The 26,542-nt window shown below is 70.8% G+C and carries 26 protein-coding genes and 1 pseudogene; 14 read left to right on the top strand and 13 right to left on the bottom strand.

Going from position 1 to position 26,542, the window contains the following annotated elements:
• Positions 1-3 precede the first annotated feature (3 nt).
• Positions 4-375 (top strand): beta/gamma crystallin domain-containing protein, encoded by a 372-nt coding sequence (locus ACZ6A9_RS30140; protein WP_468991878.1) that lies wholly within the window; start codon positions 4-6, stop codon positions 373-375.
• A gap of 15 nt (positions 376-390) precedes the next feature.
• On the opposite strand, the gene ACZ6A9_RS30135 is transcribed toward ACZ6A9_RS30140, so the two are convergent.
• The 3 genes from ACZ6A9_RS30135 to ACZ6A9_RS30125 all read right to left on the bottom strand — a co-directional run bounded on the left by ACZ6A9_RS30135 (position 391) and on the right by ACZ6A9_RS30125 (position 3,095).
• On the bottom strand, positions 391-960 hold the full coding sequence (locus ACZ6A9_RS30135; protein ID WP_468991876.1) for a hypothetical protein: 570 nt from the start codon (positions 958-960) through the stop codon (positions 391-393).
• A 54-nt stretch (positions 961-1,014) separates the two neighbouring features.
• Positions 1,015-1,950 carry an N-acetylmuramic acid 6-phosphate etherase gene (murQ, locus tag ACZ6A9_RS30130; protein ID WP_468991874.1) on the bottom strand — a complete coding sequence of 312 codons (936 nt, stop codon included), beginning with the start codon at positions 1,948-1,950 and terminating at the stop codon, positions 1,015-1,017.
• Positions 1,951-2,159: 209 nt separating this feature from the next.
• Positions 2,160-3,095, bottom strand: a complete 936-nt coding sequence (locus tag ACZ6A9_RS30125; protein ID WP_468991870.1) for a MurR/RpiR family transcriptional regulator — start codon at positions 3,093-3,095, stop codon at positions 2,160-2,162.
• Positions 3,096-3,151: 56 nt separating this feature from the next.
• On the opposite strand from ACZ6A9_RS30125, the gene ACZ6A9_RS30120 reads away from it, so the two are divergent.
• On the top strand, positions 3,152-3,553 hold the full coding sequence (locus ACZ6A9_RS30120; RefSeq protein WP_468991867.1) for a hypothetical protein: 402 nt from the start codon (positions 3,152-3,154) through the stop codon (positions 3,551-3,553).
• Positions 3,550-3,834 (top strand): DUF4031 domain-containing protein, encoded by a 285-nt coding sequence (locus ACZ6A9_RS30115; RefSeq protein WP_468991864.1) that lies wholly within the window; start codon positions 3,550-3,552, stop codon positions 3,832-3,834. Before ACZ6A9_RS30120 ends, ACZ6A9_RS30115 begins: the two co-directional genes overlap by 4 nt.
• Here ACZ6A9_RS30115 and ACZ6A9_RS30110 read toward each other — a convergent pair.
• The 7 genes and pseudogenes from ACZ6A9_RS30110 to ACZ6A9_RS30080 all read right to left on the bottom strand — a co-directional run bounded on the left by ACZ6A9_RS30110 (position 3,816) and on the right by ACZ6A9_RS30080 (position 12,693).
• Complete coding sequence (locus tag ACZ6A9_RS30110) at positions 3,816-4,859, bottom strand: GNAT family N-acetyltransferase (RefSeq protein WP_468992270.1); 1,044 nt, start codon at positions 4,857-4,859, stop codon at positions 3,816-3,818. The two genes, ACZ6A9_RS30115 and ACZ6A9_RS30110, sit on opposite strands and share 19 nt — an antisense overlap.
• Before the next feature lie 34 nt (positions 4,860-4,893).
• A complete protein-coding gene (locus ACZ6A9_RS30105; protein WP_468991859.1) occupies positions 4,894-5,556 on the bottom strand; it encodes an HD domain-containing protein in 663 nt (220 codons plus the stop codon).
• A 51-nt stretch (positions 5,557-5,607) separates the two neighbouring features.
• Positions 5,608-9,207 carry a DEAD/DEAH box helicase family protein gene (locus tag ACZ6A9_RS30100; RefSeq protein ID WP_468991855.1) on the bottom strand — a complete coding sequence of 1,200 codons (3,600 nt, stop codon included), beginning with the start codon at positions 9,205-9,207 and terminating at the stop codon, positions 5,608-5,610.
• Positions 9,208-9,382: 175 nt separating this feature from the next.
• The gene (locus ACZ6A9_RS30095) at positions 9,383-10,576 is read right to left on the bottom strand and encodes a restriction endonuclease subunit S (RefSeq protein ID WP_468991849.1); all 1,194 of its coding nucleotides are present in this window, start codon (positions 10,574-10,576) and stop codon (positions 9,383-9,385) included.
• The gene (locus ACZ6A9_RS30090) at positions 10,573-11,685 is read right to left on the bottom strand and encodes an HsdM family class I SAM-dependent methyltransferase (protein WP_468992267.1); all 1,113 of its coding nucleotides are present in this window, start codon (positions 11,683-11,685) and stop codon (positions 10,573-10,575) included. Before ACZ6A9_RS30090 ends, ACZ6A9_RS30095 begins: the two co-directional genes overlap by 4 nt.
• Positions 11,686-11,718: 33 nt before the next feature.
• Positions 11,719-12,030 (bottom strand): annotated as a pseudogene (locus tag ACZ6A9_RS30085) (type I restriction-modification system subunit M N-terminal domain-containing protein); the annotation flags it as partial.
• Between the two features lie 153 nt (positions 12,031-12,183).
• Complete coding sequence (locus tag ACZ6A9_RS30080) at positions 12,184-12,693, bottom strand: ATP-binding protein (RefSeq protein WP_468991846.1); 510 nt, start codon at positions 12,691-12,693, stop codon at positions 12,184-12,186.
• A 108-nt stretch (positions 12,694-12,801) separates the two neighbouring features.
• Between ACZ6A9_RS30080 and ACZ6A9_RS30075 the strand changes: the two genes are divergently transcribed.
• From ACZ6A9_RS30075 to ACZ6A9_RS30055, 5 genes are all read left to right on the top strand, one after another.
• The gene (locus ACZ6A9_RS30075; protein ID WP_468991844.1) at positions 12,802-13,647 is read left to right on the top strand and encodes a helix-turn-helix domain-containing protein; all 846 of its coding nucleotides are present in this window, start codon (positions 12,802-12,804) and stop codon (positions 13,645-13,647) included.
• On the top strand, positions 13,644-13,847 hold the full coding sequence (locus ACZ6A9_RS30070; RefSeq protein WP_468991842.1) for a DUF397 domain-containing protein: 204 nt from the start codon (positions 13,644-13,646) through the stop codon (positions 13,845-13,847). Before ACZ6A9_RS30075 ends, ACZ6A9_RS30070 begins: the two co-directional genes overlap by 4 nt.
• Positions 13,848-14,558: 711 nt before the next feature.
• Positions 14,559-16,436, top strand: a complete 1,878-nt coding sequence (locus ACZ6A9_RS30065) for a S8 family peptidase (RefSeq protein WP_468991839.1) — start codon at positions 14,559-14,561, stop codon at positions 16,434-16,436.
• A gap of 83 nt (positions 16,437-16,519) precedes the next feature.
• A complete protein-coding gene (locus ACZ6A9_RS30060; RefSeq protein ID WP_468991835.1) occupies positions 16,520-17,200 on the top strand; it encodes a maleylpyruvate isomerase family mycothiol-dependent enzyme in 681 nt (226 codons plus the stop codon).
• 139 nt (positions 17,201-17,339) lie between these two features.
• Positions 17,340-18,029, top strand: coding sequence for a copper homeostasis protein CutC (locus ACZ6A9_RS30055; protein ID WP_468991833.1), 690 nt, complete (start codon positions 17,340-17,342; stop codon positions 18,027-18,029).
• Between the two features lie 51 nt (positions 18,030-18,080).
• Here ACZ6A9_RS30055 and ACZ6A9_RS30050 read toward each other — a convergent pair whose 3' ends face one another.
• Together ACZ6A9_RS30050 and ACZ6A9_RS30045 are read right to left on the bottom strand one after the other, a co-directional pair.
• The gene (locus ACZ6A9_RS30050) at positions 18,081-20,150 is read right to left on the bottom strand and encodes a HelD family protein (RefSeq protein ID WP_468991828.1); all 2,070 of its coding nucleotides are present in this window, start codon (positions 20,148-20,150) and stop codon (positions 18,081-18,083) included.
• Between the two features lie 189 nt (positions 20,151-20,339).
• Positions 20,340-21,251, bottom strand: a complete 912-nt coding sequence (locus ACZ6A9_RS30045) for a helix-turn-helix domain-containing protein (RefSeq protein ID WP_468991823.1) — start codon at positions 21,249-21,251, stop codon at positions 20,340-20,342.
• A 93-nt stretch (positions 21,252-21,344) separates the two neighbouring features.
• Here ACZ6A9_RS30045 and ACZ6A9_RS30040 point away from each other — a divergent pair, with 93 nt between their 5' ends.
• Together ACZ6A9_RS30040 and ACZ6A9_RS30035 are read left to right on the top strand one after the other, a co-directional pair.
• Complete coding sequence (locus tag ACZ6A9_RS30040; protein WP_468991820.1) at positions 21,345-22,229, top strand: aldo/keto reductase family oxidoreductase; 885 nt, start codon at positions 21,345-21,347, stop codon at positions 22,227-22,229.
• Between the two features lie 128 nt (positions 22,230-22,357).
• Complete coding sequence (locus ACZ6A9_RS30035; protein WP_468991817.1) at positions 22,358-22,543, top strand: hypothetical protein; 186 nt, start codon at positions 22,358-22,360, stop codon at positions 22,541-22,543.
• A 42-nt stretch (positions 22,544-22,585) separates the two neighbouring features.
• Here the strand turns inward: ACZ6A9_RS30035 and ACZ6A9_RS30030 are convergent, their stop codons facing one another.
• Entirely contained in the window at positions 22,586-23,344 is a 759-nt protein-coding gene (locus ACZ6A9_RS30030) for a helix-turn-helix domain-containing protein (protein WP_468991814.1), read from the bottom strand.
• Between the two features lie 223 nt (positions 23,345-23,567).
• Between ACZ6A9_RS30030 and ACZ6A9_RS30025 the strand changes: the two genes are divergently transcribed.
• From ACZ6A9_RS30025 to ACZ6A9_RS30010, 4 genes are all read left to right on the top strand, one after another.
• Positions 23,568-24,239, top strand: coding sequence for a DUF4097 family beta strand repeat-containing protein (locus ACZ6A9_RS30025; RefSeq protein WP_468991811.1), 672 nt, complete (start codon positions 23,568-23,570; stop codon positions 24,237-24,239).
• Between the two features lie 20 nt (positions 24,240-24,259).
• On the top strand, positions 24,260-25,216 hold the full coding sequence (locus tag ACZ6A9_RS30020; RefSeq protein WP_468991809.1) for an ATP-binding cassette domain-containing protein: 957 nt from the start codon (positions 24,260-24,262) through the stop codon (positions 25,214-25,216).
• The gene (locus tag ACZ6A9_RS30015; protein WP_468991806.1) at positions 25,213-25,998 is read left to right on the top strand and encodes an ABC transporter permease; all 786 of its coding nucleotides are present in this window, start codon (positions 25,213-25,215) and stop codon (positions 25,996-25,998) included. The genes ACZ6A9_RS30020 and ACZ6A9_RS30015 overlap by 4 nt, the downstream gene beginning before the upstream one ends.
• Before the next feature lie 158 nt (positions 25,999-26,156).
• Positions 26,157-26,537 carry a hypothetical protein gene (locus tag ACZ6A9_RS30010; protein ID WP_468991804.1) on the top strand — a complete coding sequence of 127 codons (381 nt, stop codon included), beginning with the start codon at positions 26,157-26,159 and terminating at the stop codon, positions 26,535-26,537.
• Positions 26,538-26,542 lie beyond the last annotated feature (5 nt).

Here is a 26,542-nt window from a genome sequence, read left to right as displayed (position 1 = left end):
AACGTGACCGTCTCCAAGGCCAAGGCCGCCCTCGTGACCGCGCTCGCCGCCGCGGCCCTCACCGCCCTGCCCGTGACCTCCGCCCACGCGATCGACAAGGTCCGCGTCGAGCACTGCGCCCTCTTCGGGCTCGAGGCGCGCCCCGACCTGGCCCGCATCGTCAACAACAACGGCTTCGACCTGCACTGCTTCGCCAACGCCGGCACGATGCAGCTGGCCGTCTACGACATCGACTACGTCTGGTCCGGGAACAACAAGGTGACCATCGGCTACCAACAGAAGCTGGGCGGCGCGAAGCAGTGGGTCACGCTCGCGAAGAACAGCCACCGGAACTTCGACAGCGCGCACAAGATCTTCGAGATCAGGATCCACTGAGCCCCGCCGGGCCGCTCAGAGGCCGCCCATCGGCTCGATGTCGACCCGCACCGGCGTACCCCACACGCGCAGCACCTCGTAGTCGGTGAACTCGTGCACGATGCGGTACGCCATGGCGGCGCGCGGCCCGCGCCGCTGCGCCGCGATGAACAGCTCGGCCTCGCGCCGGTCCCGGCGCGGGGTCCCGCACAACTGCCACGCCTGCCCGTTCCACAGCTCCGGCAGCCAGCGCTGCTGCGGCTGCGGCCGGTCCCCGCGCACCCCGTACCGGGACGGCGCGGGGTCGACGGGCGGGGCCTGCGGGGCGGGGCCGTTGAACTCGGCGCGGCGGGCGGCGCGGCGCCGGGTCTCGCAGAGGAGGCACAGGTCGGGGGCGCTCTCGTCGACCGGCCCCGTGGGGTGCTCGGCGCAGCGCGTGCTGGGCGCGGCCGTGGTGACGCTCTCCTCCAGCAGGTCCAGGGCCCGCCGCAGATCGCCCTTCACCTCGTGCAGGCGGGCGTCCGAGGTGTCGGCGGACAGTGCCTCGCCGTGCTCACCCAGGACACGCAGGGCTCGGCCCAGGACTTTGAGCTGCGCATGGTTCATGGTGGGTTCTCCGGGTGGGGGACTGCTCCAGTATCCATCCCGGCGTCGCCCGCGTCAGTCGGCCGCCGCTGCCAGCGCCGCGCGCAGGTGACCGCCGGAGGTGGTGAGGAGCCGGGCCGCGGTGGGGCCGTCCACACCGGCCAGGAGGACCAGGATCGCGGGCTTGACCTCGCCCTCCGTGGCGGCCAGGGCGCGCTCCACGGCGTCGTCGTCCGCCCCCGTCACCTGGGCGACGATCCGCCGGGAGCGGGCGCGCAGCTTCTCGTTCGAGGCGCGCACGTCGACCATCAGGTTCCCGTACGTCTTGCCCAGCCGGATCATCGTGATCGTCGACAGCATGTTCAGCACGAGCTTCTGGGCCGTCCCGGCCTTCAGGCGGGTGGAGCCGGTGAGGAACTCCGGACCCACGACCACCTCGATGCCGTGTTCGGCCGCCGCCGCCAGGGCGCTGCCGCGGTTGCAGGACAGTCCCACGGTGAGGGCGCCGCGTCCGCGGGCGTACGCGACGGCACCGATCGCGTAGGGGGTGCGGCCGGAGGCGGAGATCCCGACCACCGTGTCGTCGGCGGTCAGTTCCAGCGCGGCCAGGTCGGAGGCGGCCAGCTCCTCGGAGTCCTCGGCGCCCTCGACGGAGGTGACCATGGCGGCCGGGCCGCCCGCGATCAGGCCGACGACCTGCTCCGGGCCGGTGTTGAACGTCGGCGGGCACTCGGAGGCGTCCAGCACGCCCAGCCGTCCGGCGGTGCCCGCGCCGGCGTACACCAGCCGTCCGCCGCAGGCCATCCGCTCGGCGACGGCGTCGATGGCGGCGGCGATCGCCGGTACCTGCTCGGCCACCGCGCCGGCCACCGAGGCGTCCTCCCGGTTCATCAGCCGGGCGATGTCGAGGGTGGGCAACCGGTCGACGTCCGCCAGCTCGGGCCGGTACGCCTCGGTGGTGAGGGTCTCCAACTGGGCGCGGATGTCGTGGTGGTGGGAGGCAGGAGGCATGGGCGATCTTCCAATTCGGGAGGGGTCGGACTACCCGGCGGCGCGGGGCCGTGTCGGCAGGCGGCTCCGCCGCGCGGGCGCGAACAGCCTCGCGGACGGCCCGCGGACAGCCAGGCGGGCCCGCGGACAGCCGCGGACGGACCCCGGACAGCCACGGACGGCCCGTGCACAGCCGCGGACGGTCCGCGGTCAAGGGCGACGGCGTGGCCCTACGGCCCTCTGCGCGCCGCCCGGTGCCGGTGCGCCAGCGCCTCGTAGGACGCCGCCAGTGCCGGAGCCGCCGCGTCGTACGTCCGCTGGGCGACCCCCACGAACAGACAGTCCACGACCAGCAGCTGCCCCGTCCGGGAGGACATCGCCGCCGGACGCAGCTCGCTCTCGCGGGCCGTGGACGTGGTCAGGACGTGGTCGGCGTACTGCGTGACGGGGCTGTCCGGGCGGCCGGTGACCGCGACCGTGGTCGCCCCGTGCTCGAAGGCCACCCGGAGCGGTTCTATGACGTCTCCGGTGGTTCCCGAGTGGGTGATGGCGATCGCCACGTCTCCCGGGCGGAGCTGCACCGCGTTGGTGACGGCGAGGTGCGGGTCGCTGTGGGCGTGCGCCAGCAGGCCTATGCGCAGCAGCTTCTGGGTGAGGTCCTGGGCCACGAGCCCCGACGCGCCGACGCCGTACACATCGGTGCGGCGGGCGCCGGACAGGGCGGTCACGGCCGCGGCGAGCTGCACGGTGTCCAGTCCGGCCGCCGTGTCGGCGAGGGTCTGCTGCTCGTCGTAGGCGAGCTTGGCCACGACGTCGGCTATCGGATCGTCCACCGCGATGTCCGTGGTGATGGCCGGCGCGCGCCCGGACTGCTGCTGGGCGGCGAGACCGGCCAGCGCCAGGCGCAGGTCGCGGTAGCCGGGGTAGCCGAGCAGGCGGGCGGTGCGGACGACGGTGGCCTCACTGGTGCCGGTGAGCTCGGCCAGTCCGGTGACCGTGAGGGCCGCGCAGCCGGCCGGGTCGGCGGCGACGGCCTCGGCGACCCGCTGCATGGAACGGGTCATCGACGGCGCCAGCGTGCGCACCTTGGCCGCGAGGGCGGCGGGCGCGGGCGGCGCGGGCGCGGCGCCACCGCTCACGAAAATTTCCTTCACGTCATCGGTCACACCCTGAAAGATATTTTCGTCGCGGTCCTGTGGTCAAGAGTGCGCACAATAGGGGCATGGACCCCGAGCACCACGGCGAACCCGGCACGCGGCCGGCCGGCACTCTCGAACAAGCCTTGCACGCGGCGCGCGCCCTCGTGCTGGCCGACCTGGTCGCGCGTGAGGTCGCCGAGGCGGACGTGGTGTCCCTGGTCGAGGACTCCGTGGCGCACCGGCGCTGGTGGGTCGGGCAGTGGCCGGAGGGTGCCGGGTTCCTCGCCGGGCTGGTCGCCCAGGACGTGCAGGACGCGCTGCTGGAGCGGTACGGGCGCTGGCCGCTGTGCCCGGTGTGCGGCACGGGCGACCCGCACGCGCTGGAGGTGGAGCCGGAACTCGGCCCCGACCCGCACTGGGTGTGCCACAAGGCGGGCGTGCGGGTCGCGGCGGTCGGCGCACTGGGCGGAGCGGTCACCTCGTGACCGTGTACATCGACCCGCCCACCTGGCCGGGCCACGGCCGACTCTGGTCCCACCTGATAAGCGACGTCTCGTACGCCGAACTGCACCTGTTCGCCGACCGGCTGGGCGTTCCGCGGCGTGCCTTCGAACGGGACCACTACGACATCCCCCAGCACCGGTACGCCGACGCGGTGCGCGCGGGAGCGGTCGAGGTCGGCAGCCGCGAGGTGGTGCGGCTGCTGCACGGGGCGGGGCTTCGGCGGCGCAAGGGCACGGCCGCGGCTCAGCCGCGGAGCTCGTAGGCGATCCCTCCGGCGTCCTCGCCGACCCGGGTGAATCCGGCCCGGTCCACGACCTTCTGCGAGGGCACGTTCTCCTGCTCGACGACGGCGACCACCGTCCGCACGCCGTCCTGCGCCAGCGCCCAGTGCGACAGCGCCCGCAGCGCCTCGGTGGCGTAGCCGTGGCCGCGGGCTCCGGGGACGAGGTCGTATCCGATCTCGACCCGGCCGTCCGCGTCGGGCGCGCCGTGGAATCCCATCGCGCCCACCGCGCGGTCGTCCTCGCGCCGGACCAGCACGTACATGCCCCACTCGGGGTGGAACGCGCCGTCCTCGTACTGCTTCACCATGATCCCGGCGCCCTCACGGGTGCCCTCCGCGGCGGCCCCGCCGACCCACTCGAACCCGCCCTCGCCCGCGAGGGACAGATCGGCGGCGGTGGCCGGGGTGACGCCCTCCAGGGTGAGCCGCTCCGCGTCGAGCACGGGGTTGTTGCTCCACTTCCAGGCGGTGACCGGCTCCCGGCCGGGCAGGTCGCCGCGCCCGGTGGCCCACAGGAGGGTCGGCCAGGGAGCCTGGCCGGGCCGGACCCGGGGGAAGATCCGGGTCAGGACGAAGGAGGCCAGGCCGGCGGGTGGTTCGTAGCCGATGCCCAGCCCTTCGGCGATGTCGTGGGTGTGCAGCAGCACTTCGGCCACGCCCATCGCGGCGAAGCCCTCGCGGTTCGCGTGCCGGAAGGGGTACGGGTGGAAGGCGCGGACCGGGCGGGGGGTGGTGCGGACGGCGGCGGCGAGCAGGGCGCCGGTCGTGGTGATCACCTGGAGGGCACCGGTGTTGCCGGTGTCCTCGTCGAGTGCGAAGTCGAAGGGCGTGTACGCGTCCTGCGCCCGGCCGGCGAGCTGTGCCGCGTAGGCGATGAGATCGCTCGCGATGTGCTCCGCCGTGCGCCGGCAGTCCCACTCCAGCCGCCCGGCCTTCACCCCCTTCCAGTCCCGGTCGGTGACCGCCCCCAGTGCCGCCACGCAGTCGGCGACGGCTTCCTCCACCTGTTCCGCTCCCACAGCACGCATGCGGGGCAGGTTATGCGGGCGGGACGGGCGGGGTCGACAGCATTTCCAGCTCGCCGCGCAGGTTGTAGCGGGCGGTGGCCTCCCAGTGCTCCTGCCCGTACGGCGTACGGAACAGGCGGGGCAGGGCGAGGAGTTGGCGCAGTACGTCGGCCCGCCCCTCGCGGAACGCCTCGTTCGGCACGAAGTGGTACTCCTCGCGGACGGCGGCGGTGTAGGCGGCGTACGACGAGGGCGGCGTGGCGAGGACGGCCAGGTCGGCGTCGCACAGCACCTGGCCGTCGCGGTCGTCGGCGGCCGGGTCGTGGGTGACGGTGAGCCGCACCAGCCGGGCCACTTCGGCGGTCTTCCGCTCGGGCACCCCGGCCTCGGTCAGGGCCCGCTCGGCGAGCCGGGCGGACCGCTCCTCGTTCTCCGACCGCTCCGGCAGGTACACGGCGTCGTGGAACCAGGCGGCGAGCCGCACGACGTCCGGGTCCGTCGCGTGGTCCGCCAGTTCGTCGACGTGGTCGAGGACCGCCGTGAGGTGGGTGAGCGTGTGGTAGTGCCGCTGGGGTTCCCGCCAGCGGCCGAGCAGGTCGTCGGCGTACGGCAGCGGATCGGGGCCGCCGCCGGGCCCGCGGGCCCCTTCCAGGGCGCGGGCGAAACGGGCACGAAGGGCTTCGGTGTCGGCCATACCGTCATTCTTCCCGGTGCGTGCCCGTTCCGTGGCTCGGAGAGAGCTGCCTCAAGCTGCGAGGCCCGCATCCGGAATGGCGCGGGCGCGCAGAGTGCGGAAGACGACCTCCAGGGCGTCGATCTCGTCGTCGGTGAAGTGGTCGTCGATGACCCCGCGGCTGCTGAAGAGGTTGTTCTCGTACAGGTCGCGGATGCCGATGAGCCCGTTGGCCGCCACGTACCGGACCATGAGGCCGACGAGGTCGATCTGGTCGGCGGACAGGTCGTGGTCGGCGATGAAGCCGGCGAAGGCCTCCTGCGCCGCCTCCCGGTCCAGGCCCCCGATGCGGCGCAGGAACACGCCGAGACCGCCGTCGGCAGCGCGCTTCTGCTCCAGGTCTTCGGTGGAGGCGACCCCCTCGGTGAGGAAGACCCCCTCCAGGGTGGCCAGGTCCTCAGCCGTGACCTGCTCGTTCTCGCGCAGTTTGCGGACGGCCTCCTGCTCACGGTGGGTCTGGAGGTAGGCGCGGGCCTTCTGCTTGAAGCGCTCCTCGTCCGTGCCGACGGGCAGGCCCTTGAGCTCAACCTCCGTCAGGTCTCCGTGGTCCTCCGCTATGTCCGTGTAGACGATCTTCCGGGCGGCCGGATCGTCGACCAGGTGGGCCAGGCCGCGCACGCGGCGCCGTACGTGCTCCAGCATCGGGATGGTCACGTTCTGCCACCACGCGTCGTCCGTGATGGCCTCCAGCAGATCGGCCTGGTCCCGGACGGCGGGGATGTTGGTCTTGCCTAGGAGGTCCTCCGCGAGTTCCTTGACCTGACCGCGCAGGCGTGTGTAGTCGGAGCCGCCCTCCAGGGCCGCGAGCTGGAGACGGTAGGCGATGAGGTCGAAGCGCTTGGCCTCTTCGCCCTTGTCCTCGCCCTCCGGCCAATAGTCGGACGGCAGGCCGAGGACGTCCTCGCTCAGCGCGTGGGCCGTGTCGTCGCCGATGTGGTGCCAGGTGGCGAAGTCGCCGCCGAACACCTCGACGTGACGGCGGTGCGGTCGCACGAGGAAGTTGTCGAGGTTCATGCCCCGCACCGTCCGGTGGAGACGGTGCGCCGCCGCCCAGCGCAGGGACGCCTCGGTGTCGATCGCGTCCGGACCGCCGTCCTGAGCCGGGTCGGGGGCCTGGCGGCGGTCCAGCGTCCGGATGAGGTCGAGCTGGCGCTGCAGCAGCTTCTCGGTAAGCGTCGGGGCCTGCCGGGCGGGGGCGCGGTCGAGTTCCTGGTTGAAGAACTCCGCGTTGCCGCACAGGTCGAAGACGTTGAAACCGTCCTTGTCGCGGCCGGGCCCGTAGACGTCGGGGCGCAGACGGGTGCCGCGGCCGATCATCTGCCAGAACTTGGTCCGCGAGTAGACGGGCTTGAACAGGACGAGGTTCAGCACCTCGGGCACGTCGATGCCGGTGTCCAGCATGTCGACCGAGATGGCGATGTCCGGGGCCTTGGCCGGGTCGGAGAAGTCGTCGATGAGCTGCTGGGGGTTCTTCTCCTGGTAGGTGATGACCCGGGCGTCGTTCCCGGCGCCCTGCGGGTAGTTGAGGTTGTACTGCTTCTCGATGGCCAGGGCGTGCGTGTTGTTCTTGGCGAAGATGATCGTCTTGCCGAGCCGGTCCCCGCCCTCGACGCGCAGGCCGTGCCGCATCAGGACTTCGAGCGCCTTGTTGATGGTCGGCCGGTTGAACAGGAAGCGGTTGATCTCGTCGGCGGAGACCGCGTCGGGGACCTGCCCGTCCTCGGTCCACTCCAGGTTGTCCCAGGCCTCCTTCTGCTCCTCGGTGAGGTCGTCGTAGCGGAAGCCCCGCCGGAGGGAGTCGAAGGGCACGTCGACGACGTTCGGCTTCACCAGGAAGCCGTCCGCGGCGGCCTGGTCCAGGCTGTAGGAGTCGGTGGGGACGCCGTCCTCCAGCTGGAACAGCTGGTACGTGTTGTGGTCGACGTCGTCCTTGGGCGTGGCTGTCAGCCCCAGGAGGAGGCTGTCGAAGTACTCGAAGAGCTCGCCGTACTTGTCGTAGACCGAGCGGTGGGCCTCGTCAATGACGACCAGGTCGAAGAAGCCTGGCCCGAAGCGGCGGCGGCCGTCCTCCGTGACCTCGTTGACCAGGTTCATCATCGTTGGGTACGTCGAGACGTAGACGTGGGCGTCGGTCTTCTTCTCGGTGAGAAGGTTGACCGTCACGCTGTTCGGCAGGTGCTCCTTGAACGCCCGCACCGCCTGGTTGACGAGGGCCTGGCGGTCGGCGAGGAAGAGTACGCGCCGCGCCCAGCCCGCCCGCTGCAGCAGCTCGACGAAGGCCACGGTGGTGCGGGTCTTGCCGGTGCCGGTCGCCATGACGAGAAGGGCGCGGCGGCGCTTCTCCTTCTCGAAGCTCTCACTGACACGCTGGATGGCCTGGAGCTGGTACGGGCGGCCCGCGATGCCCTGGCTGACGTTGGAGGACTTCAGCGCGAGGCGGCCGGCGCGCTGCCGGATCATCCAGTGCAGCTCGTCCTTGGTGCGGAAGCCCTGGACCCTGCGGGGTGGGTAACCCCTGTTCTTGTCGTCCGTGCCCCTGCCCCACTGATCCCACAGGTAGGTCTCGTAGCCGTTGGTGTAGAAGATCACCGGTCGTTGGCCATAGGTGGTTTCGAGCGCGTTGGCGTAGAGCTCGGCCTGCTGGCGGCCGGCGCGTGCGTCGACCTGGGTGCGCTTGGCCTCAACGACGGCAAGGGGGCGATCGTCGTCGCCCCACAGGACATAGTCCACGTAACCTTTGCCAGACTTGCTGATCACCCCGGGCTCGCCGTCGACCGGGAACTCGCGGCCGCGCTCCTCGGTGAGGTCCCAGCCCGCCTCCTTGAGGAGGAGATCGATGAACAGGTCGCGGGTGGCGGCCTCGTCGTAGTCGTGGGTGTCGGGGCGGGCCTCGTTGGCCTTGCGGAGCGCGGTGATCCGGGCACGCAGCTCGGCCACCTCGGAGGCGAGCTGCGCTCCCTTTGCGCGCTCCTCCGCCAGTTCCTTGGCCTGCGTGTCCCAACGGGCCTGGTCCTCCTCGGCCTGCTTCTTCAGCTCGGCCTGGCGACGCAGCTTGACCTCGGTGGGGACGGGACGCGGAATGCGCTGGGTGTCGAACTGGACACCGGGGGCGGGAGCCGTGGCAGGGTCGGGCGCGTAAGTACGGGCAAACCAGTAGAAGACGTGGAACAACTCGGCGACCGTCCGCACCGCGTCTCTGGCCTGGACGGGGGCCGGGCGGTGTACGGCGTGGTTGCCCTGGCGCCGGATGAGGTCCATCTTCGCGCTGAGTGTCGGCCCGACCAGGTTCCGCATGCTCGGCTCGTGCAGCATCGCGCTCAGGTCGTTCTGGTAAGGGGGCCGCAGCGCGGAGTCGTTGTCGTACATCCAGTGCACGGCGAGCTCTAGGACACGGCGGGCGTAAAAGCAGGAGGTACGGGGGTCCGCGTGGGCGAGCCGCTCGGCGTGGCGGGCTTCGTCATAGAGAGAAGGCCATTCGGCGCGAAGGAAATGGAAGTTACTCTGAGGCTGACCGATGTTACGAGCGGCGGTGGTGTCCCGGGCTTCCTTCGGGTTGCTTTCCTCTGGGCTCTTCCCCTGCCCCTGTCCGTTGGCGCGCCGCTCTATGACCATGACCGAACTGTGTCCCTTCCCCTGTGAGCGAGCGCTGCCTCCCCTGACTGCTGCGCGCTCAGCGGCCTGTGTGACGTGATGTGACAGTCATTGGACGCCGACCGGCTGGTGAGTGGTTGCGGTGGTCGGCGACCGGTAGTGCATGGCGCGGTGACGCGCGGGCGTGTGTTAAGTCCTACGCAGCGGCTTCGTGATCCCAGGGGATGCCGGAGAAGGCGCGGTGTTGGATTGAGGCGAAGAGCTCATCGAGAGCCGCGAGATGTGTTCGGTGGGCTTCCTTCTGTTCCTCTGTGGCGGCCACGCGCCGGGAGAATTCGGTTTGGAGGCCTACTGGAGGAATCTCGCACATCAGTCCGAGAAGTTTTCTTTTGGAAATGTTGACCATCGACGCGGCGCTTCCAGAGGCGAGGCTCTGTAGGACCTTGCGTTTCTTGGGGTGTGTGAGCAGGGCATGCAGGTAGACGCCGTCAACTGGAGCGTCCTGCTTAAGGGCCAAGCGGAAGATCAGATCTGGCAGCAACAGGCGCTCGTAGGTGCTGCGGACGTAAGCAGCCGCCCCGACAAGGTCGGGCGTGTTCTTCCGGGACAGCAAGAGGTCGCCTGTTTTGACCTCATGCTGGACCTGTGGAACTTCTCCGTCTGGTAGTGCCTTGTTCTCGTCCTGGATGTACACGCACTGTGTAACTGCCCCCAGCTTCAAGACTCCCCACTCGCCCTCTCGGGCTGGACGGTCGAGGCATTTGGGGCTCCTGCCGCTGTCGATCGCCTCCAGGAAGTCTTGCATCGGCACACAGTCCCAGGCGTGCGGGTTGCTCACGGGATCGCCGAACATGTCGAGGAAGATCGACTGGGTGAGGTCCTCAAGGAGGGATATGGCCCGTCGGCGCTTCGTACGCAGAGAGTCCACGTGATCCAGCAGGTCCACCACCCTTCGCTGCTCCGGCAGCGACGGGAGTTTCAGCTCAATGTTCCGCAGCGTCTTGACGGAGAGGTGCTTGACTGTCGCGAACGGAGTGGCGTCCTCAATGCGCTTGAGCGCTGATGGGAGGAGTCGGGCGACGTAAGCGAGTTCGACATCTGGGGAAATGACGCGAGGGCTGCAAACGCGCTGATTCAGGACGGCCCGGCCGCCCCGCCACTGTGAGAGCGTGAACTCGCCGTCCATCCCGATGACGTAATCTCCGTCAGAGATGACATATTTCGGGTCGTAGATACCGTTGTAGTACGTGCTCGAGTGTCCAGGTTTTACGTCACGGATGCGAATGACGGGGATCCCGTTGCCCTCCGTGTTGAACTGTTCGGACTTGAAGGCGAATCCGGAAAGAAAGTCGACATAATCGCCGAGGCGAAACGTACGCGAGATGGTCATGCCAACATCCCCTTGAGGCGGGAAGTTCCTGTCTCGATCTCCTTGTTCAACCGCTCCAGGTCGTTCAGGATGTCCAAGGGCGGACGCGTTGCGACCTCTTCGTGGATGATCTCCTTGTAGCGAGTCAAAGAGAGTTCGTATCCCATCGCGGCGATGTCGGTTTTCGACACGCAGAAGCTCTGATCTGTACGGGCGCGGGCGGGTTCCTCGGTAGTGCGGCGCTTCCAGCGGGACAGAACGTCCGGAAGGTTGTTCTTCGCGTGCTCCTCGGCCGTGAGGTCGGTGGCGCGGGCACCCAGGCGGTCCTCCGACAGCAATGGCGTACGTTTGTCGTCCAGGCTGAAGCCGTCCGCTTGGACGTCGTAAAACCAGACCTCGTCGGTGCCGCCGGAGTCCGTCTTCGTGAAGAAGAGGATGGCGGTGGAGACGCCAGCGTATGGCTTGAAAACACCGGACGGCAGCTTCACTACCGCGTCGAGCTTCTGTTCCTCGACCAGCATGCGGCGCAATTCCTTGTGGCCCTTCGTCGAGCCGAAGAGGACGCCGTCGGGAACGATCACCGCGGCCCGGCCGCCCGGCTTGAGAAGTTTGAGGAGGAGGGCCAGGAAGAGGAGTTCGGTCTTTTTGGTCTTGACGACCTTCAGCAGGTCGGAGGAGGTCGTCTCGTAGTCGAGGCTGCCAGCGAAGGGTGGATTTGCAAGAATCAGGGAGTAGCGGTCGGACTCCTCGCCCGCGCTCTGCGAGAGTGAGTCGCGGTAGCGGATGTCCGGGCTTTCGACGCCGTGCTGAAGCATGTTCATCGAACCGATGCGGAGCATGGTCGAGTCGAAGTCGAAACCGTGGAACATGCTGTTGTTGAAGTGGCGCTGGTTGTCGGCTTCGACCAGGTCGTCTTGGTGGACGCGCTGCACGTACTCGGACGCGGCGACCAGGAAGCCGGCCGTGCCGCAGGCGGGGTCGCAGATCTCGTCGCGCGGGTTCGGCTCGGTCATCTCGACCATCAGCTGAATGATGTGCCGAGGGGTGCGGAACTGCCCGTTCTGCCCCGCTGAGGCGATCTTGCCGAGCATGTACTCGTACAGATCGCCCTTGGTGTCCTTGTCCTGCATGGGGATGCCCTCCAGGAGGAGGACGACCTTGGACAGGAGGTTGGGTGTCGGGATGGTGAAGCGGGCGTCCTTCATGTGGTGCGAGTACGTGGAGTCCTCGCCACCCAGCGCGCGCAGGTAGGGGAAGACCTCCTCGGCGACCGTCTCGTACATCGTCGCCGGCTCGGTGTCCTTGAAGTTCTGCCAGCGAAGGCCCTGCTGGTCAGGGCCGAAGAACGGGTTGGTGTCCGGGATGCCGCGCCGGGCCATCTTGTCCTTGACGGTCTGCAGCTCGTCCAGACGCCGGAGGAAGAGCAGGTAGGTGATCTGCTCCATCACTTCCAGCGGGTTGGAGATCCCGCCCGACCAGAACGCGTCTCAGACGCGGTCCACCTTGCTCTTCAGCTCGCCCGTAATCACACGAGGGATCCTACGACCCACCAATGACAACGATGGGCGGTGCGGAGGATCCGGAACACCTCGGCTCGGACCCGGACCGCTTACGTCATCACCGCACAGTCATCCGGTCACTCCGAGACTCGTGTTGATCGCGGGGATTTCGCCGCAGAGGTCCAGCTCGGCTCGTACCGTCTTGCCCGGTCCTCCCTCTTCGCGCGGTCCGACGGACAGCCGGCTCGCCAGGCAGGACACCAACCAGAGGCCACGGCCCGCCTCCGCCTCGGCATCCTGAGGAGCACAGGGCCGGATCGGCGACAAGCCATCGCCCCGGGTGTCGGTGACCTCGATGCGTACAAGGTCGCGGGCGGCCGTCAGTGTCAGGCTCAGACGGAAGTCGCGGCCCGGAACACGGCCGTGAGTCACCGCGTTGGCGCTGAGCTCGGCCACAACCAGCGTCATGGTCTCGTTCACCTCGGACTCGTACGGGAAGCCCCAGGCGTCCAAGCGGTGGGAAGCGAGCCGCCGGGCCAGGCGGGCACCTCGCGGGGTGGAGGTGAAGCACATGGAGAACTCTTCCGCATGTGCTGCGGGTTGGGTGGTGCGCTCGTTGGGGGGAGTTTCGGTCGTCATGGCAGTGAGCGTGCCGCTGTGTGCATACCGTGACCAGCATCAAAGCCCCTACACAGCGTTGCTGTAGGGAAGCCAAGAGTTCCTGTCGGTGAGGGAGAGGGGCAGCCCATGGTGCAGGTCGTGGAGCTTGCAGGGGCGGCGCGGAATGAGGACCCGGCCGATGAGTTGCTGCGTTCCTTCGGCAGGCAGGTCAAGATCCTCCGCGAGCGGTCTGGGCTCACGCAGGCCGCACTCGCACCACAGCTCGGGTACAGCGAAGCGCAGATCGCCGCTATCGAGCAGGGGCGCCGAATTCCGCGGCCGGAGACCATTGACAACCTGGACGGCCTGCTGGAGGGCGGCGGGTTGCTGCTCGCGATGAAGCGGGCCGTGGCGCTCACGCGGTACCCGGCCTTCTTCCGTGACGCGGCGCGGATCGAGGAAGAGGCCGTCGAGTTCCATGCATACGCAGTCCTGGCTGTACCCGGCCTGCTTCAGACCGAGGAGTACGCACGGACCATGTTCACCGTGTGGCGGCCCCGGCGACGCGAGGACGAGATCGAGCAGATGGTGGCGGCGCGGATGGCCCGGCAACAGATTTACGAGCGGAAGCCCGCGCCGACCCTCAGCTTCGTCATCGAGGAATCCGTGCTGGAGCGTCCGTTCGGTGGTGCGGACATCCTGCGTAGTCAGTTGGAGCACATGCTGCGCGTTGCCGAAAACCCTCACGTTGAGATCCAGGTCATGCCGACCCGGGTTGCCGATCACGCCGGGGCGGACGGTCCATTCACGATCATGACCCCAGAGGGCGGGGAGCAAGTCGCGTATGTGGAGAGCCAAGGCAACGGGCGTGTGATCGCCAAGCGGGAGAGCGTACGCGGGTTCGCCGTGCGGTATGGAATCCTGCGGGCACAGGCGCTGTCCCCTGCCGAATCCGTGCGCCATATCGAGAAGTTGCTGCAAGGAGACCTATGAACACCGAGCAGTCCCAGGCCCAGGCGCTCCACTGGTTCAAGTCCAGCTACAGCGGTGGCGCGGGCGGCGAATGCATCGAGGTCGCCACCCTCCCCGCCTCCGTCCACGTCCGCGACTCCAAGAACACAGGCCAGGGCGCCTTCACGGTGACCCCCGCCGCCTGGTCCGCTTTCGTCGCGCACGCGCGTCACGCTCACTGACCGGCAACCGACGTCATCATGGCGTGATGGTCGGCTCGACCCGCCTCCGTCGGTCTTGGCAGCATCGGCGGTAGCAGACAAAACACGGTGCATATGGCTGCACCAGGTCCTGGGGCCGCTCCTTCGGGAGCGGCCCGAGTGTTTTCCAGCTCCAGCTCCAGTTCCGGTACCAGGACCCGGCGGGCAAGTGGCGCGGCGGGATCGTGGTGTCCGACCGGCGCACCGCGCGGCCGTCGAGCCTGATGTTCGGGTCCGACAGGCGTGCTGCTCCTGTCGAGATCCCTGCGCAGCAGACGGACGGCGGGGGCCTGCCGAGTACGTTGTGGTCGGAGCGGGACGCGCGTTCTCGTCCGATCAGCGCCTCACCTTGTCGTCGCGGTTCTCGAGGGCGACGAAGGGTGGGGCGCTCCCTGCTGTGTGCGGCCGGGTCCGCGTCAGCGTCATGCCATGACCGGATCCGGGCCGGCCGCCGGAGCGGCGGCGGGAGTTAATTGCGTATCCGTAGGTAACCCCTTCCGGATAGGCGGCCGGTGAGCGGACTCGTAGGTTCCTGGCACCGGTTCACCGAGCGTTCAGCCATCGCAGCGGCCTGCGTTGTGGTCGCGTTCGGTCGGACGGGTCGTGCTTGCCCGCGTCCCCCCACCCGGCCGCCCAGCCCCAGTGCCTCACCTGGGCGGCCGGAGCGCGGGCGAGTACGGAGTGCTGATTGTCATGAGCAGAACTAACGCCGGTTCCGGACGCCCGGGCCGGCTCGCGAAAGGCCACCCCACCTTGAACGGTTCCAGACGCCTGCGCATATCCCTCCTGGCGGTGACGACGGCCGCCCTCCTGGGCTCCGGCGTGACGGCCACGGCCGCCGCACCGGGCGCGCAGCCCGCCCCGGCCGGCCCGAAGCCCGCCGCGGGCCTCCCCGCCGACGCCCCCGTCGAGCGCCTCATCATCGGGTACGAGAAGCAGGCCGCCGAGACCAGGTCCGACGCGGAAGCCAGGAAGGACGCCACCGCCAAGGGCAAGAAGGCGGGCGAGGACGTCACCTTCGAACGCCGGCTGGGCACCGGCGCCGCGCTCGTGGACCTCGGCGACGAACTCGAGGGCGGCTCCCTGAAGGACGTCATCGACACCTTCGCGGCCGACCCCGACGTCGCCTACGTCTCCCGCGACACCCGCATGTACGCGATGGCCGGCCCCGACGACACCCACTACTCCAGCCAGTGGGACCTCTTCGAGGCCACCGCCGGCATGAACGTGGGGAACGCCTGGGCCGGCGGTGCCTCCGGTCAGGGCGTCAACGTCGCCGTCATCGACACCGGCTACGTCGCGCACTCCGACCTCGCCGGGAACATCGCCCCCGGCTACGACTTCATCTCCGACGCGTGGAACGCCCGCGACAGCAACGGCCGCGACAGCAACCCGGCCGACCCGGGCGACTGGACGACCGCCAACGAGTGCTACTCCGGTTCCCAGCCGAGCACCTCCTCCTGGCACGGCACGCACGTCGCCGGGACCATCGCGGCCGTCACCGGCAACGGCAAGGGCATCGCCGGCATCGCCTACGACGCGACCGTGCAGCCCGTCCGGGTCCTCGGCAGGTGCGGCGGCAGCACCGCCGACATCGCCGACGCCATCGTCTGGGCGTCGGGCGGTTCCGTCCCCGGTGTGCCCGTCAACAGCAACCCGGCCGACGTCATCAACCTCAGCCTCGGCGGCTCCGGCGCCTGCCAGACCGTCACCCAGCAGGCCATCGACGGCGCCGTGAGCCGCGGCACGACCGTCGTGGTCGCCGCCGGCAACTCCAACGCCGACGCCTCCGGCTTCACTCCGGCGAACTGCTCCCACGTCATCAACGTCGCCGCCGGTGACCGCGAGGGCAACCGCGCGAGCTACTCCAACTACGGCACCTCCGTCGACATCACCGCCCCCGGCGGAGAGACGGCTTCCGGTCCGGCGGGCGGCATCCTCTCCACGCTGAACGGCAGCACCACCTCGCCCGGCAGCGAGACCTACAAGGCCTACCAGGGCACCAGCATGGCCACCCCGCACATCGCCGGCCTCGCCGCGCTGATGTACGAGAAGGACCCGGCCATCACCCCGAGCCGTGTCGAGTCGCTCATCAAGAACAACGCCCGTGCCCTGCCCGGCTCGTGCAGCGGCGGCTGCGGCGCCGGCCTCGCGGACGCCGCCCGCACGCTCGGCGCGCTCGGAGGCGGCACCGACCCGGACCCGGAGCCGGACCCCACGGGGAAGACCTTCACCAACTCCGAGAACTGGTCCATCCCGGACGGTGACGGCCGCTACGTCTACTCGAACGTCCAGGTGAGCGGCATCAGCGGCTACGCCCCCTCCGCCCTCGAGGTCGCGGTGGACATCAAGCACACCTACCGCGGTGACCTGAAGGTCCAGCTCGTCGCGCCCAACGGCACCCTCTTCACGCTGAAGAACTCCAGTGCCTACGACAGCGCCGACAACGTCATCGCGACGTACACGGTCAATGCCTCGTCCGTCCTGGCCGCCGGGACCTGGCAGTTGCGTGTGACCGATGTCTACAGGGGTGACACCGGTTACATCGACTCCTGGAGCCTGACCTTCTGACGAGTCGGGTTCCAGGTGAAGGAAGAGGGCTTGCCGGTGCCGGGGGGCACCGGCAAGCCCTTCCTCGCACTAGCGTGTCGGGCATGACGACTCCTGCGGATGTGCACGACGTACGAGACCCCGAACTGCCCGGGCGGCTGCTGACCGCGGAGCGGGACGCGTTGGTCCCGCTGCTGCGGAGGCGGGCCGACGCGGACTTCGCGCTGCCGGTGGCGGCGTGTCCCGGATGGACGGTGCGGGATGTGCTGGCGCACTGCTCGGCGGCACTGTCGCGCGTGGTGGAAAGCCGGTTCGAGAAGGGGGTGTTCTCGCCCGAGAGCAACGAGCGGGACATCGCGGAGCGTGCGGAGTGGACGAACGCCCGGGTCGTGGACGAGCTGGAGCGGGGGATGACCGAGGCCGGGCCGCTGATCGCCAAGGCGGGCGGACTGCTGGACGTCCTCGCGCTGGGCGAGTGGGTGCACGCCGGGGACGTACGGGTCGCGCTCGGTGAGCCGGACGCGTACGCGGGTGCGGGGCTGCCGTACGCGCTGGAGCTGCTGGCGCAGGTCACCTGTCTCCAGGGGCACCTCTCCCTGCACGCCGACCTCGACGACGCCGACGAGCCGCTGCGGCTGGGCGGCACCTCGGGGGAGCGTCCCCCGGCCCGCTACATCGGCGACGGCCCGACGCTCGTACGGCTGTACGCGGGCCGGCCCGTGGGCGGGGCCTCGTACGAGCTGGCGGGGGCGGAGGCGGTGGAGCTGAACATCTTCGGGGACTGACCGGTGGGGACCGACCGGTGGGGACGGGACGGGGCGGCCGGGAGGCAGGCGTAGGGTTGGATTGGACTAGACCTGTAGTGGACAGGTCTGTCCCGTAGCAGCCGACCGCGCCACGACCGAGCCCGAGGAATGGGGTCCCATGAGCAAGCGTGCACTCCTGGAGGTGATCGCCCTCGACGTCGAGGACGCCGTCGCCGCCCGCGCCGGAGGCGCGGACCGCCTCGAACTGGTCACGGACATGGCCGCCGACGGCCTCACGCCGGCGGCCGCGACCGTCGCGGGGATCCGGGCGGCCGTGGACCTTCCGGTGCGGGTGATGCTGCGGCTCGCCGACGGCTTCGCCGCGGGAGACGTCTCGCGGCTGGTGGCCGCGGCGGGTGACATGCGGGGGGCCGGGGCGGAGGAGTTCGTGCTCGGGTTCCTCGACGGGGACGGTGCGGTGGATCTGGGGGCGGTGGAACGGGTCGCCGGGGCGCTGGAGGGGTGCCGCTGGACGTTCCACCGGGCCGTCGACCGGGCCGCCGACCGGGGTGCGCTGCGGAAACAGCTCGCGGACTTTCCCGGGCTGGACACGTACCTGACGGCCGGGTCGGCGGCGGGGGTCGACGCGGGGCTGCCCACGCTGCTCGCGGAGGCCGGGCGCCGGGGGGAGCCGGGGTACGAGCAGCAGCTGCTGGTCGGGGGTGGGCTCCGGCTGGAGCACGTGCCGGTGTTGCTGGAGGCGGGCGTCGACGCCTTCCACATCGGCGGGGCGGCCCGGCCGGGTGGGTGGGGCCGGCCGGTGTCGGCGGAGGCGGTCGCGGAGTGGCGGCGGGTGCTGGGAGGCTGAGCGGGGCTGCCGCCGGGCGGGGGTGCGGCGCGGCCCGGCGCTTGCGGTGGGTTACGTCAGTGGGGCCGGCAGTGGGGTCGTGTGGGTGATGATCAGGCCGGACACCGCTCGGGTGAGGGTGACGTAGAGGCGGCGGAGGCCGGTGCGTTCGTCGGGTTCGGCGTCGACCACCGCGCGGGGTTCGTCGAGAAGTACGTAGTCGTACTCGAGGCCCTTCGCCAGGGAGGCCGGCACCAGGGTCAGGCGGCTGGCGTGGGTCGTCTCCTCGCCGGGGGCGACGTAGGTGATGCCCGCCGCCGTCAGGGCCCTCGCCAGGTCCGGGACGCGGGAGTCCGCCGCGATGAGGCCCACCGAGCCCTCGTTGCCGAGGAGTTCGCGGCAGGCGGCCACCACGTCGTCCGTCCCTCCGGACGGGCGGACCTCGAAGAAGCCCGGGTTCTCGCGGATCGACGCCACCGGAGCGAGGCCCGGCGCGATGTGCGGGAGGAGCCGGGAGGCGTAGGTGATGACGTCCGTCGGGACGCGGAAACCGGCCGTCAGCTCCTCGATCACGGCGTCCCGCTTGCCCAGGTGGAGCAGGGCCTCGTCCCAACTGCGCGTGGCCCACGGGGTGGTGCCCTGGGCCAGGTCGCCGAGGACCGTCACCGAACCGGTCGTGCAGCGGCGGCCCACCGCCCGGTACTGCATGGGGGACAGGTCCTGCGCCTCGTCGAGCACCACGTGCCCGAGGGAGTGGGTGCGCTGGATCAGGTCGGCCGCCTCGTCGATCAGCACCGCGTCCGCGGACGACCACGTCGCCGACTTCACCGAGCGGGCCGGCTTCGCCCACAGGATCGTCTTCTGTTCCTCCTCGTCGAGCAGGCCCTCCGCGTGTTCGGCCAGAAACTCCGGGTCGCCCAGCAGCCGCAGCACGAGTTTCGCCGGGTCGACGGGCGGCCAGACCGCCTTCACCGCCGCCTTCACCGCGGCGCTGCGCGCCACCGCGTCCTGCACCCTGTCGTCCGGTGCCTCGCCGGCCCGCTCCATCCGCACCAGCACGGAGTGCGCGATGCGCTGCGGGAGGGCCTCGCGGGCGGCGCCGTAACGGATGTCCCGATCGAGCAACTGCCTTACCAGCTCCTCCAGTTCATGCGCCGGGACGCGCCAGCGGCGTGATCCGCGCACGACCGTGACCGGTTCGGTGGGCATCGTGACGTGGGAGTAGAGGGCCCTGCGCAGGACCTGGGCCATCCGGGCGTCGCCCTTGACGACCGCGGCCGTCGCCTCGTCCTCGCCGCGCACCTCGACGTGGGCCACCAGGTCGTCCACCGTGGCCTGCGCGACCGTCAGCTCGCCGAGCGCGGGCAGCACCTGCTCGATGTAGTGCAGGAAGGACCGGTTCGGGCCGACGACCAGCGTGCCGGTGCGGGCCAGCCGCTCGCGGTGGGCGTAGAGGAGGTAGGCGACGCGGTGCAGACCGACGGCCGTCTTCCCGGTGCCGGGGCCTCCCTGCACGCACACGCTGCCGGACAGGCCGGACCGGACGATCTCGTCCTGCTCGGGCTGGATCGTGGCGACGATGTCCCGCATCGGGCCGACACGCGGACGTTCGATCTCCTGCTGGAGCAGCTTGCTGGTGGTGGCCCCCTCCGCCGGGTCGGAGAGGTGCTCGTCCTCGTACGCGGTGAGGTCGCCGCCGGTGTAGCCGAAGCGGCGGCGCAGCCCGACGTCCATCGGGTCCTTCCTGGACGCCCGGTAGAACGGCTGGGACACCGGCGCACGCCAGTCGATCACCATCGGGTCGCCGTCCGCGTCGTGCACGTGGCGGCGTCCGATGTAGAACTGCTCCCCTCGCGCTCCCTCGGCCCGCTCGGCGCCGGGGGAGTGCAGGTAGTCGAGGCGGCCGAAGAAGAGCGGGGTGTCGCTGAGGTCGGCCAGTGCCTTGACGCGGTCCTCGATCTGCCGCTGCAGGACGGCGGCGTTGACCCAGTTCGCGGTGACGTCGCTGATGTCGAGGGCCTCCACGTCCTCGCGCATGGCGCGCAGCGCGGAGCGGGACGCGGAGAGGTGGGAGCGTTCGCGGGCGAGCGGGCCGTCCTCGTGGGTGTACGGGGGCTCGTCGACGGGCGTGGGCGCGGACAAGGGGGTGCCTCCGGGGTGCCTGCTGGTGGGGTGCTGCGGAATGCCGGCCGGTTTCCGTCCGGGCGGCGGCGCTCCGTGAGGGGAGGCGGGCAAGAGCGGAGATTCTAGGACGCGCGGCCGGTGCGGTCCAAACGGTTTACGCGCCGGACGGGCGGCGGGGCGGGCACGCGCACGCCCACGGCCCGCCGGTCACTTCGCCCGGGGTGAACCGTCGGCTTTCCGCACACCGGGCGCGTCGGCTTCCCGCACACCGGGCGCGTCGGCCGGCCGTCGCGCCGGTCCCGTGGTCAGCGAGGCGAGCAGGGCGAGCCGTTCGGCGTCCTCGCTGCCCGGCTCGGCGTGGTAGACCGCGAGCATCGTCCCGTCGGGGCCGTCGACGTCGAGTTTGGACATGGTGAGGTTCAGCCGGCCGACCTGCGGATGGTCCATCCCGATCGGCCCGTCGCCCACCGGCCGCACGTCGTGGCGCGCCCACACCCGCCGGAACTCCTCGCTGGCCAGGGAGAGTTCGCCGACGATGCGGACGACCCGCGGGTCGTCGACGTCGGACCCGAGCCGGCGGCGGAAGGCGGCCACGCAGCGGGCCGCCGTCTGGGCCCAGTCCGTGTGCAGCGCCTGTTCGGCCGGGTCGAGGAAGAACGACCGGAGCCGGTTCTCCCCCACCCGCAGGCTCGGGGCCAGGGCGGTGGCGAGCGGGTTGGCCGCGATCACGTCGAGGGACCGGTCCGTCACGAAGGCCGGCAGCCCGATCGCGTCGAGCAGCTGTGCCGTGGCCGGCGGAACGGCCCGCCGCCGGGGCCGGCGGTGGGTGCGGGGGCGCGGCGCGGCGAGCTGGTGGAGGTAGCCGGCGGCCGTGTCGTCGAGCCGGAGCACCCGGGCGAGCGCGTCCAGGACCTGCACGGACGGGTTGCGGTCGCGGCCCTGCTCCAGCCGCAGGTAGTAGTCGGAGCTGATCCCGGCGAGCATGGCCACTTCCTCGCGGCGCAGCCCCGGCACCCGGCGTGTCCCGTAGGTGGGCAGTCCGATGTCCTCGGGTGTCACCAGCTCCCGGCGCGCCCGGAGGTAGTCACCGAGCAGGTTCTCCTCAGGCATGCGCCTCATGGTAGGCGCGCGGGGCCGCCCGTCCCTGTCCCTGTCACTCCCAGGATCGCCAGGGCCCTGGGCGGGCCGGCCGATGGCACGGACGGTGGGGGCATGAGTACTTCGACCACCTCCGCGCACACGTCCCTTCCCGGCGGCACCTGGACGATGGGCGACCTGACCGTCACCCGGTTCGGTTATGGCGCCATGCAGCTGACCGGTCCCGGCGTGATGGGGCCCCCGGCCGACCACGACGGCGCGCTCGCGGTGCTGCGGGAGGCCGTACGTCTCGGCATCACCCACATCGACACCGCCGACGCCTACGGCCCGCACGTCACCAACCGGCTGATCCGCGAAGCCCTGCACCCCTACCCCGACTCCGTGCACGTCGTGACCAAGGTGGGTGCGGTCCGCGACGCCCGGGGCGGCTGGCCCACGGCCCGGGAGCCCGACGACCTGCGCCGGGCCGTGCACAGCAACCTGGAGACCCTCGGCGTGGAGTCGCTGGACCTCGTCAACCTCCGGCTCGGCAACGCGGAGGGACCGCAGCCCGGCTCGCTCGCCGAGGCCTACGGGACCCTCGTGGAACTCCAGCGGGAGGGCCTGATCCGGCACCTCGGCCTGAGCAACGCCACCGCCGACCAGATCACCGAGGCGGAGATCATCGCCCCGTTCGTCTGCGTGCAGAACCTCTACAACCTCGCCCACCGTCAGGACGACGACCTCGTCGACCGGCTCGCCGAGCAGGGCATCGCCTACGTGCCCTTCTTCCCGCTGGGCGGCTTCAGCCCGTTGCAGTCCTCGGCGCTGTCCGCGGTGGCCGCCCGGCTCGGCAGCCGCCCGCTGCCGGTCGCCCTGGCCTGGCTGCTGCACCGCTCGCCCAACATCCTGCTCATCCCCGGGACCTCGTCGCCGGCGCACCTGCGGGAGAACATCACCGGCGCGGGCCTCGCGCTGTCCGAGGAGGACCTCGCCGAACTCGACGCGATCGGCCTCTGACCCCACCCCTTAGGGGACGGCCCGTCCCGCCTGGGGGTACGGGTCGTCCCGGAGGTGTACGCGGGAAGCCGGCGGATCGGTCCCTTCGACCGATGCCCGTACCGGGGCCGGAGAGCAACCATGGAGACATGAGCGCAGCGACCCTCCACCCCACCACACCGCCGGTCCGGCCGACCGGCGCGACCCCGGTCCAGGGCAGCCGTCCGCACCGTCTCGGTGACGCCCTGCATGCCGTCAAGGTGTTCCTCGGCGCCGCCTTCGACGTGGTCATCCTCGGCGAGTACGGCGAGGAAGCGGGCGTCCGCCGCAAGTAGGCGCACGGCCACTGCCCGGCTCGCCGGACCGGCCCGGGGCGGCTACCCCTGCTCCGGGCGCGCCCCCGCAGGGTCGTCCGAGTCCGTCCCGGCGCGGGAGTGGAGGATCGCACGCGCCTGTTCGGCCGCGCGGATGAGGGTCTCGGCGGTGTAGTCGAGGAAACGGGCGGCGTTCTCCAGGCGGACGGCGGCCGGTGTGCCGGGCCCCATGATCTCCACACCCTGCCGTGAGGTCTCGGCGATCTGCGCGGTGGTCCGCGCGCTCGACATCATCGACTGGTACCAGATGTCCTCGTCGAAGCCGTACCGCTCACGCCGTCCTTCGCCGCGGTGCCGGCGGACGAGGTCCTGGCTCTCCAGGTACGTGATCGCCTTGGAGATGGACGCCGGGCTGACCTGGAGGTGCCGGGCGAGTTCGGCGGCCGTGAGACTGGCGCTGTCGGTGAGGGTGAGGCACGCCATGATGCGGGCCATCATCTTGGGCGTGCCCGACGCTATGAAGGCCGTGGTGAGGGTCTCCTCGTAGGCGCGCACGGCCTCCGCGTCGCGTCCGTGGTCGTCGGGGCGCCCGGTCGCCTCCCGGGGCGCGGCGGTCCGCCTGCGCCGGTGGGCGCGGCGTTCGGTGGCGCGGTGGGCGAGGTCCGCGCGGTAGGCGGTGGGGCCGCCGTTGCGCATCACCTCGCGTGTGATCGTCGAGGTGGGGCGGTCGAGTCGTCTGGCGATCTCCGCGTACGCGAGCCCGTCGGCCAGCCCCAGGGCGATCTGCTGGCGTTCCTGCTGGGTGAGCCTGCCTCCTGGCAACGCCGTCTCCTTCGTGGTCCGTGAGGTCTCCAGCCTAGCGTTCACTCCCATTTCATTGCAACGAGCGAAGGGCTCGCTGTTGCGTTATGTTCAGAGCAATTGCAACGATATCTAGGCTTTGAGCTGCCCTAACGTCATCTCAATGCAACAAGTGTGTTGCTCAAATTATGAACGCAACGTAGCGTTTCCGGTGTCAGAAACCACCACCCCCAAGGAGCGCACGATGCAGTTCGACACCCCCACCCCGGTCTCGGTCGTCCTCGACGTGCCCGCGGGCCGTATCCGGTTCCTCGCCGCGGACCGGGCCGACACCGTGGTCGAGGTCCTGCCCGCCGACGCGACGAAGAGCCGCGACCAGAAGGCGGCGGAACAGATCCAGGTCGCCCACGACGACGGTGTGCTGCGGATCGCGGCCCCGGCGCCGAAGCGCCCGCTGCTCGGCCCGCCGTCCGGAGCCGTCGAGGTCACCGTCCGACTGCCGGCCGGTTCCCGTGTCGAGGCGACGGCGGCCGCCGCGGAGTTCCGGGGCGTCGGACGCCTCGGCGACGTCGTCTTCGAGGGCGCGCAGGGCCCGGTCGTGATCGACGAGGCCGCGAGCGTACGCCTCGCCGTCCTGGCAGGCGACGTCACGGTCGGCCGCCTCGGCGGCCCCGGTGACATCAGCACCCGGAAGGGCGACGTCCGTGTCACCGAGGCCGTGCGCGGCACGGTCACGCTGCGCACGGAGCAGGGCGACATCTCCGTCGGCGCCGCCCCCGGTGTCTCCGCCTCCCTCGACGCGGGCACCGGCTACGGCCGGGTCCACAACACGCTCAGGAACGCCGACGGCGCCGCCGCCCCCCTGGCCGTCCACGCCACCACCGCCCATGGCGACATCACCGCCCGCAGCCTGTGAACCCGCAGAGGAGAACCCCCATGACCGGCTTGGCCATCGCGGCGAACGGACTGCGCAAGTCCTACGGCGACAAGGTCGTGCTCGACGGCGTCGACCTGGCCGTCCCGGACGGCACGATCTTCTCCCTGCTCGGCCCGAACGGCGCCGGCAAGACCACCGCCGTCAAGATCCTCTCCACCCTCGTCACCGCGGACGCCGGTGACCTGCGGGTCGGCGGTCACGACCTCGCCACCGACCCCCAGGCCGTCCGGGCGGCGATCGGCGTCACCGGACAGTTCTCCGCCGTGGACGGCCTGATCACCGGCGAGGAGAACATGCTGCTGATGGCGGACCTGCACCACCTCCCCCGGCGCGAGGGGCGGCAGGTCACCGCCGCACTGCTGGAACGGTTCGACCTCACCGGGGCGGCGAGGAAACCCGCCTCCACCTACTCCGGCGGCATGAAGCGCCGCCTGGACATCGCCATGACCCTGGTCGGCAGCCCGCGGATCATCTTCCTCGACGAGCCGACCACCGGCCTCGACCCGCGCTCCCGCCACGGCATGTGGCAGATCATCCGCGAGCTGGTCTCCGGCGGCGTCACCGTCTTCCTCACCACCCAGTACCTGGAGGAGGCCGACGAACTCGCCCACCGCATCGCCGTGCTGCACGACGGCCGGATCGCCGCCGAGGGCACCGCCGACGAACTCAAGAGGCTCGTCCCCGGCGGACACGTCCGGCTCCGCTTCACCGACCCGGCCGGCTACCGGTCCGCCGCCTCCGCCCTGCGCGAGGCGACCCCGGACGACGAAGCCCTCACCCTCCAGATCCCCAGCGGCGGCAGCCAGCGCGAGCTGCGCTCCCTCCTCGACTGGCTGGACTCCGCAGGCGTCGAGGCCGACGAACTCACCGTGCACACCCCCGACCTCGACGACGTGTTCTTCGCCCTCACCGGCGGCGCCGCCGTCCCCCACCAGCCCACGGAGGCCGCCCGATGAGCACCCTCGCCCTGGCCGTACGCGACTCGTCCACGATGCTGCGCCGCAACCTCCTGCACGCGCGGCGCTACCCCTCCCTCACCCTGAACCTGCTGCTCACGCCCGTCATGCTGCTGCTGCTCTTCGTCTACGTCTTCGGGGACGTGATGAGCGCGGGCATGGGCGGAGCCGACCGCTCCGCGTACGTCGCCTACCTGGTGCCGGGCGTGCTGCTGATGACCATCGGCTCCACCACGATCGGCACCGCCGTGTCCGTCTCCATGGACATGACCGAGGGCATCGTCGCCCGCTTCCGCACGATGGCCATCCACCGGGGCTCCGTGCTCATCGGCCACGTCGTGGGCAGTGTCCTCCAGTCGGTCGCGAGCGTGATCCTCGTCGGTGCGGTGGGCGTGGCCATCGGCTTCCGCGCCACGGACGCCACGGCCCTGGAGTGGCTGGCCGCGTTCGGACTGCTGGTCCTGTTCGCCCTGGCGCTCACCTGGATCGCCGTCGGCATGGGCCTGGTCAGCCCCAACGCCGAGGCGGCCAGCAACAACGCGATGCCGCTGATCCTGCTGCCGCTCCTGTCCAGCGCCTTCGTCCCGGTCGACGGGATGCCGGGCTGGTTCCAGCCGGTCGCCGAGTACCAGCCCTTCACCCCGGCCATCGAGACCCTGCGCGGCCTGCTGCTCGGCACGGAGATCGGCCACAACGGCTGGCTGGCCGTGGCCTGGTGCCTGGCCCTGGCGGTGCTCGGCTACTTCTGGTCGGCCGCCAGGTTCGGCCAGGACCCCAGGTGACGCACCCGAGGGGAACCGCACCGCGTCCCGCCCCCGGGGCGGCGTGATCCGACACGGCGTCGGAGCACGCCGCCCCGTCGGCGTCTGAGTACGCGTACGCGCCCCGCTGAGTACCCGCGCCGGTGCGCCGCCCGCCGCCGGGCCGCTTCACTGGACGTATGAGCCACGAGCACACCGCCCACGCCTCCCCGGTCCGTCGGTACCGGGAAGAACGCGACCCGCGCGCCTGGGTGGCACCCGCCGTGGCGACCGGCCTCGGTGCGCTCCTGATGCCCGCGGCGCTCCTCTTCGCGGCGATGTCCCCCATGGCGACCGACAGCTGCGGCCCGGACGACTGCTCACGCGCCCTGACGACCACCCTCTCCGTGATCTTCGGGACCCTGCTCTGCGGCGGCCCGGTCGCGGCCGGCGCCTGGCTCGCCTCCTGGCTGCTGCCCCGGACCCGCCGCTGGTCGGTGCCGCGGGTCTGGCTGGCCGGACTCTCCCTGCTGCCCTGGCTGGTCGTCGTGGCGCTGGTGTTCCACCTGCCCGAGGGGTGACGCGC

This window comes from Streptomyces sp. NPDC041124 (assembly GCF_055592385.1).
This window is presented reverse-complemented; position numbering and strand designations above follow the sequence as displayed.

Excerpts from the sequence above, each read along its gene's own strand:
- ACZ6A9_RS30075 (WP_468991844.1), top strand. The coding sequence starts at position 12,802 with ATGGTGCAGGTCGTGGAGCTTGCAGGGGCGGCGCGGAATGAGGACCCG.
- ACZ6A9_RS30095 (WP_468991849.1), bottom strand. The coding sequence starts at position 10,576 with ATGACCATCTCGCGTACGTTTCGCCTCGGCGATTATGTCGACTTTCTT.
- ACZ6A9_RS30065 (WP_468991839.1), top strand. The coding sequence starts at position 14,559 with ATGAGCAGAACTAACGCCGGTTCCGGACGCCCGGGCCGGCTCGCGAAA.
- murQ (WP_468991874.1), bottom strand. The coding sequence starts at position 1,950 with ATGCCTCCTGCCTCCCACCACCACGACATCCGCGCCCAGTTGGAGACC.
- ACZ6A9_RS30020 (WP_468991809.1), top strand. The coding sequence starts at position 24,260 with ATGACCGGCTTGGCCATCGCGGCGAACGGACTGCGCAAGTCCTACGGC.
- ACZ6A9_RS30105 (WP_468991859.1), bottom strand. The coding sequence starts at position 5,556 with ATGGCCGACACCGAAGCCCTTCGTGCCCGTTTCGCCCGCGCCCTGGAA.
- ACZ6A9_RS30090 (WP_468992267.1), bottom strand. The coding sequence starts at position 11,685 with ATGCAGGACAAGGACACCAAGGGCGATCTGTACGAGTACATGCTCGGC.
- ACZ6A9_RS30070 (WP_468991842.1), top strand. The coding sequence starts at position 13,644 with ATGAACACCGAGCAGTCCCAGGCCCAGGCGCTCCACTGGTTCAAGTCC.
- ACZ6A9_RS30060 (WP_468991835.1), top strand. The coding sequence starts at position 16,520 with ATGACGACTCCTGCGGATGTGCACGACGTACGAGACCCCGAACTGCCC.
- ACZ6A9_RS30025 (WP_468991811.1), top strand. The coding sequence starts at position 23,568 with ATGCAGTTCGACACCCCCACCCCGGTCTCGGTCGTCCTCGACGTGCCC.
- ACZ6A9_RS30045 (WP_468991823.1), bottom strand. The coding sequence starts at position 21,251 with ATGAGGCGCATGCCTGAGGAGAACCTGCTCGGTGACTACCTCCGGGCG.
- ACZ6A9_RS30035 (WP_468991817.1), top strand. The coding sequence starts at position 22,358 with ATGAGCGCAGCGACCCTCCACCCCACCACACCGCCGGTCCGGCCGACC.
- ACZ6A9_RS30040 (WP_468991820.1), top strand. The coding sequence starts at position 21,345 with ATGAGTACTTCGACCACCTCCGCGCACACGTCCCTTCCCGGCGGCACC.
- ACZ6A9_RS30120 (WP_468991867.1), top strand. The coding sequence starts at position 3,152 with ATGGACCCCGAGCACCACGGCGAACCCGGCACGCGGCCGGCCGGCACT.
- ACZ6A9_RS30135 (WP_468991876.1), bottom strand. The coding sequence starts at position 960 with ATGAACCATGCGCAGCTCAAAGTCCTGGGCCGAGCCCTGCGTGTCCTG.
- ACZ6A9_RS30080 (WP_468991846.1), bottom strand. The coding sequence starts at position 12,693 with ATGACGACCGAAACTCCCCCCAACGAGCGCACCACCCAACCCGCAGCA.
- ACZ6A9_RS30010 (WP_468991804.1), top strand. The coding sequence starts at position 26,157 with ATGAGCCACGAGCACACCGCCCACGCCTCCCCGGTCCGTCGGTACCGG.
- ACZ6A9_RS30100 (WP_468991855.1), bottom strand. The coding sequence starts at position 9,207 with ATGGTCATAGAGCGGCGCGCCAACGGACAGGGGCAGGGGAAGAGCCCA.
- ACZ6A9_RS30015 (WP_468991806.1), top strand. The coding sequence starts at position 25,213 with ATGAGCACCCTCGCCCTGGCCGTACGCGACTCGTCCACGATGCTGCGC.
- ACZ6A9_RS30055 (WP_468991833.1), top strand. The coding sequence starts at position 17,340 with ATGAGCAAGCGTGCACTCCTGGAGGTGATCGCCCTCGACGTCGAGGAC.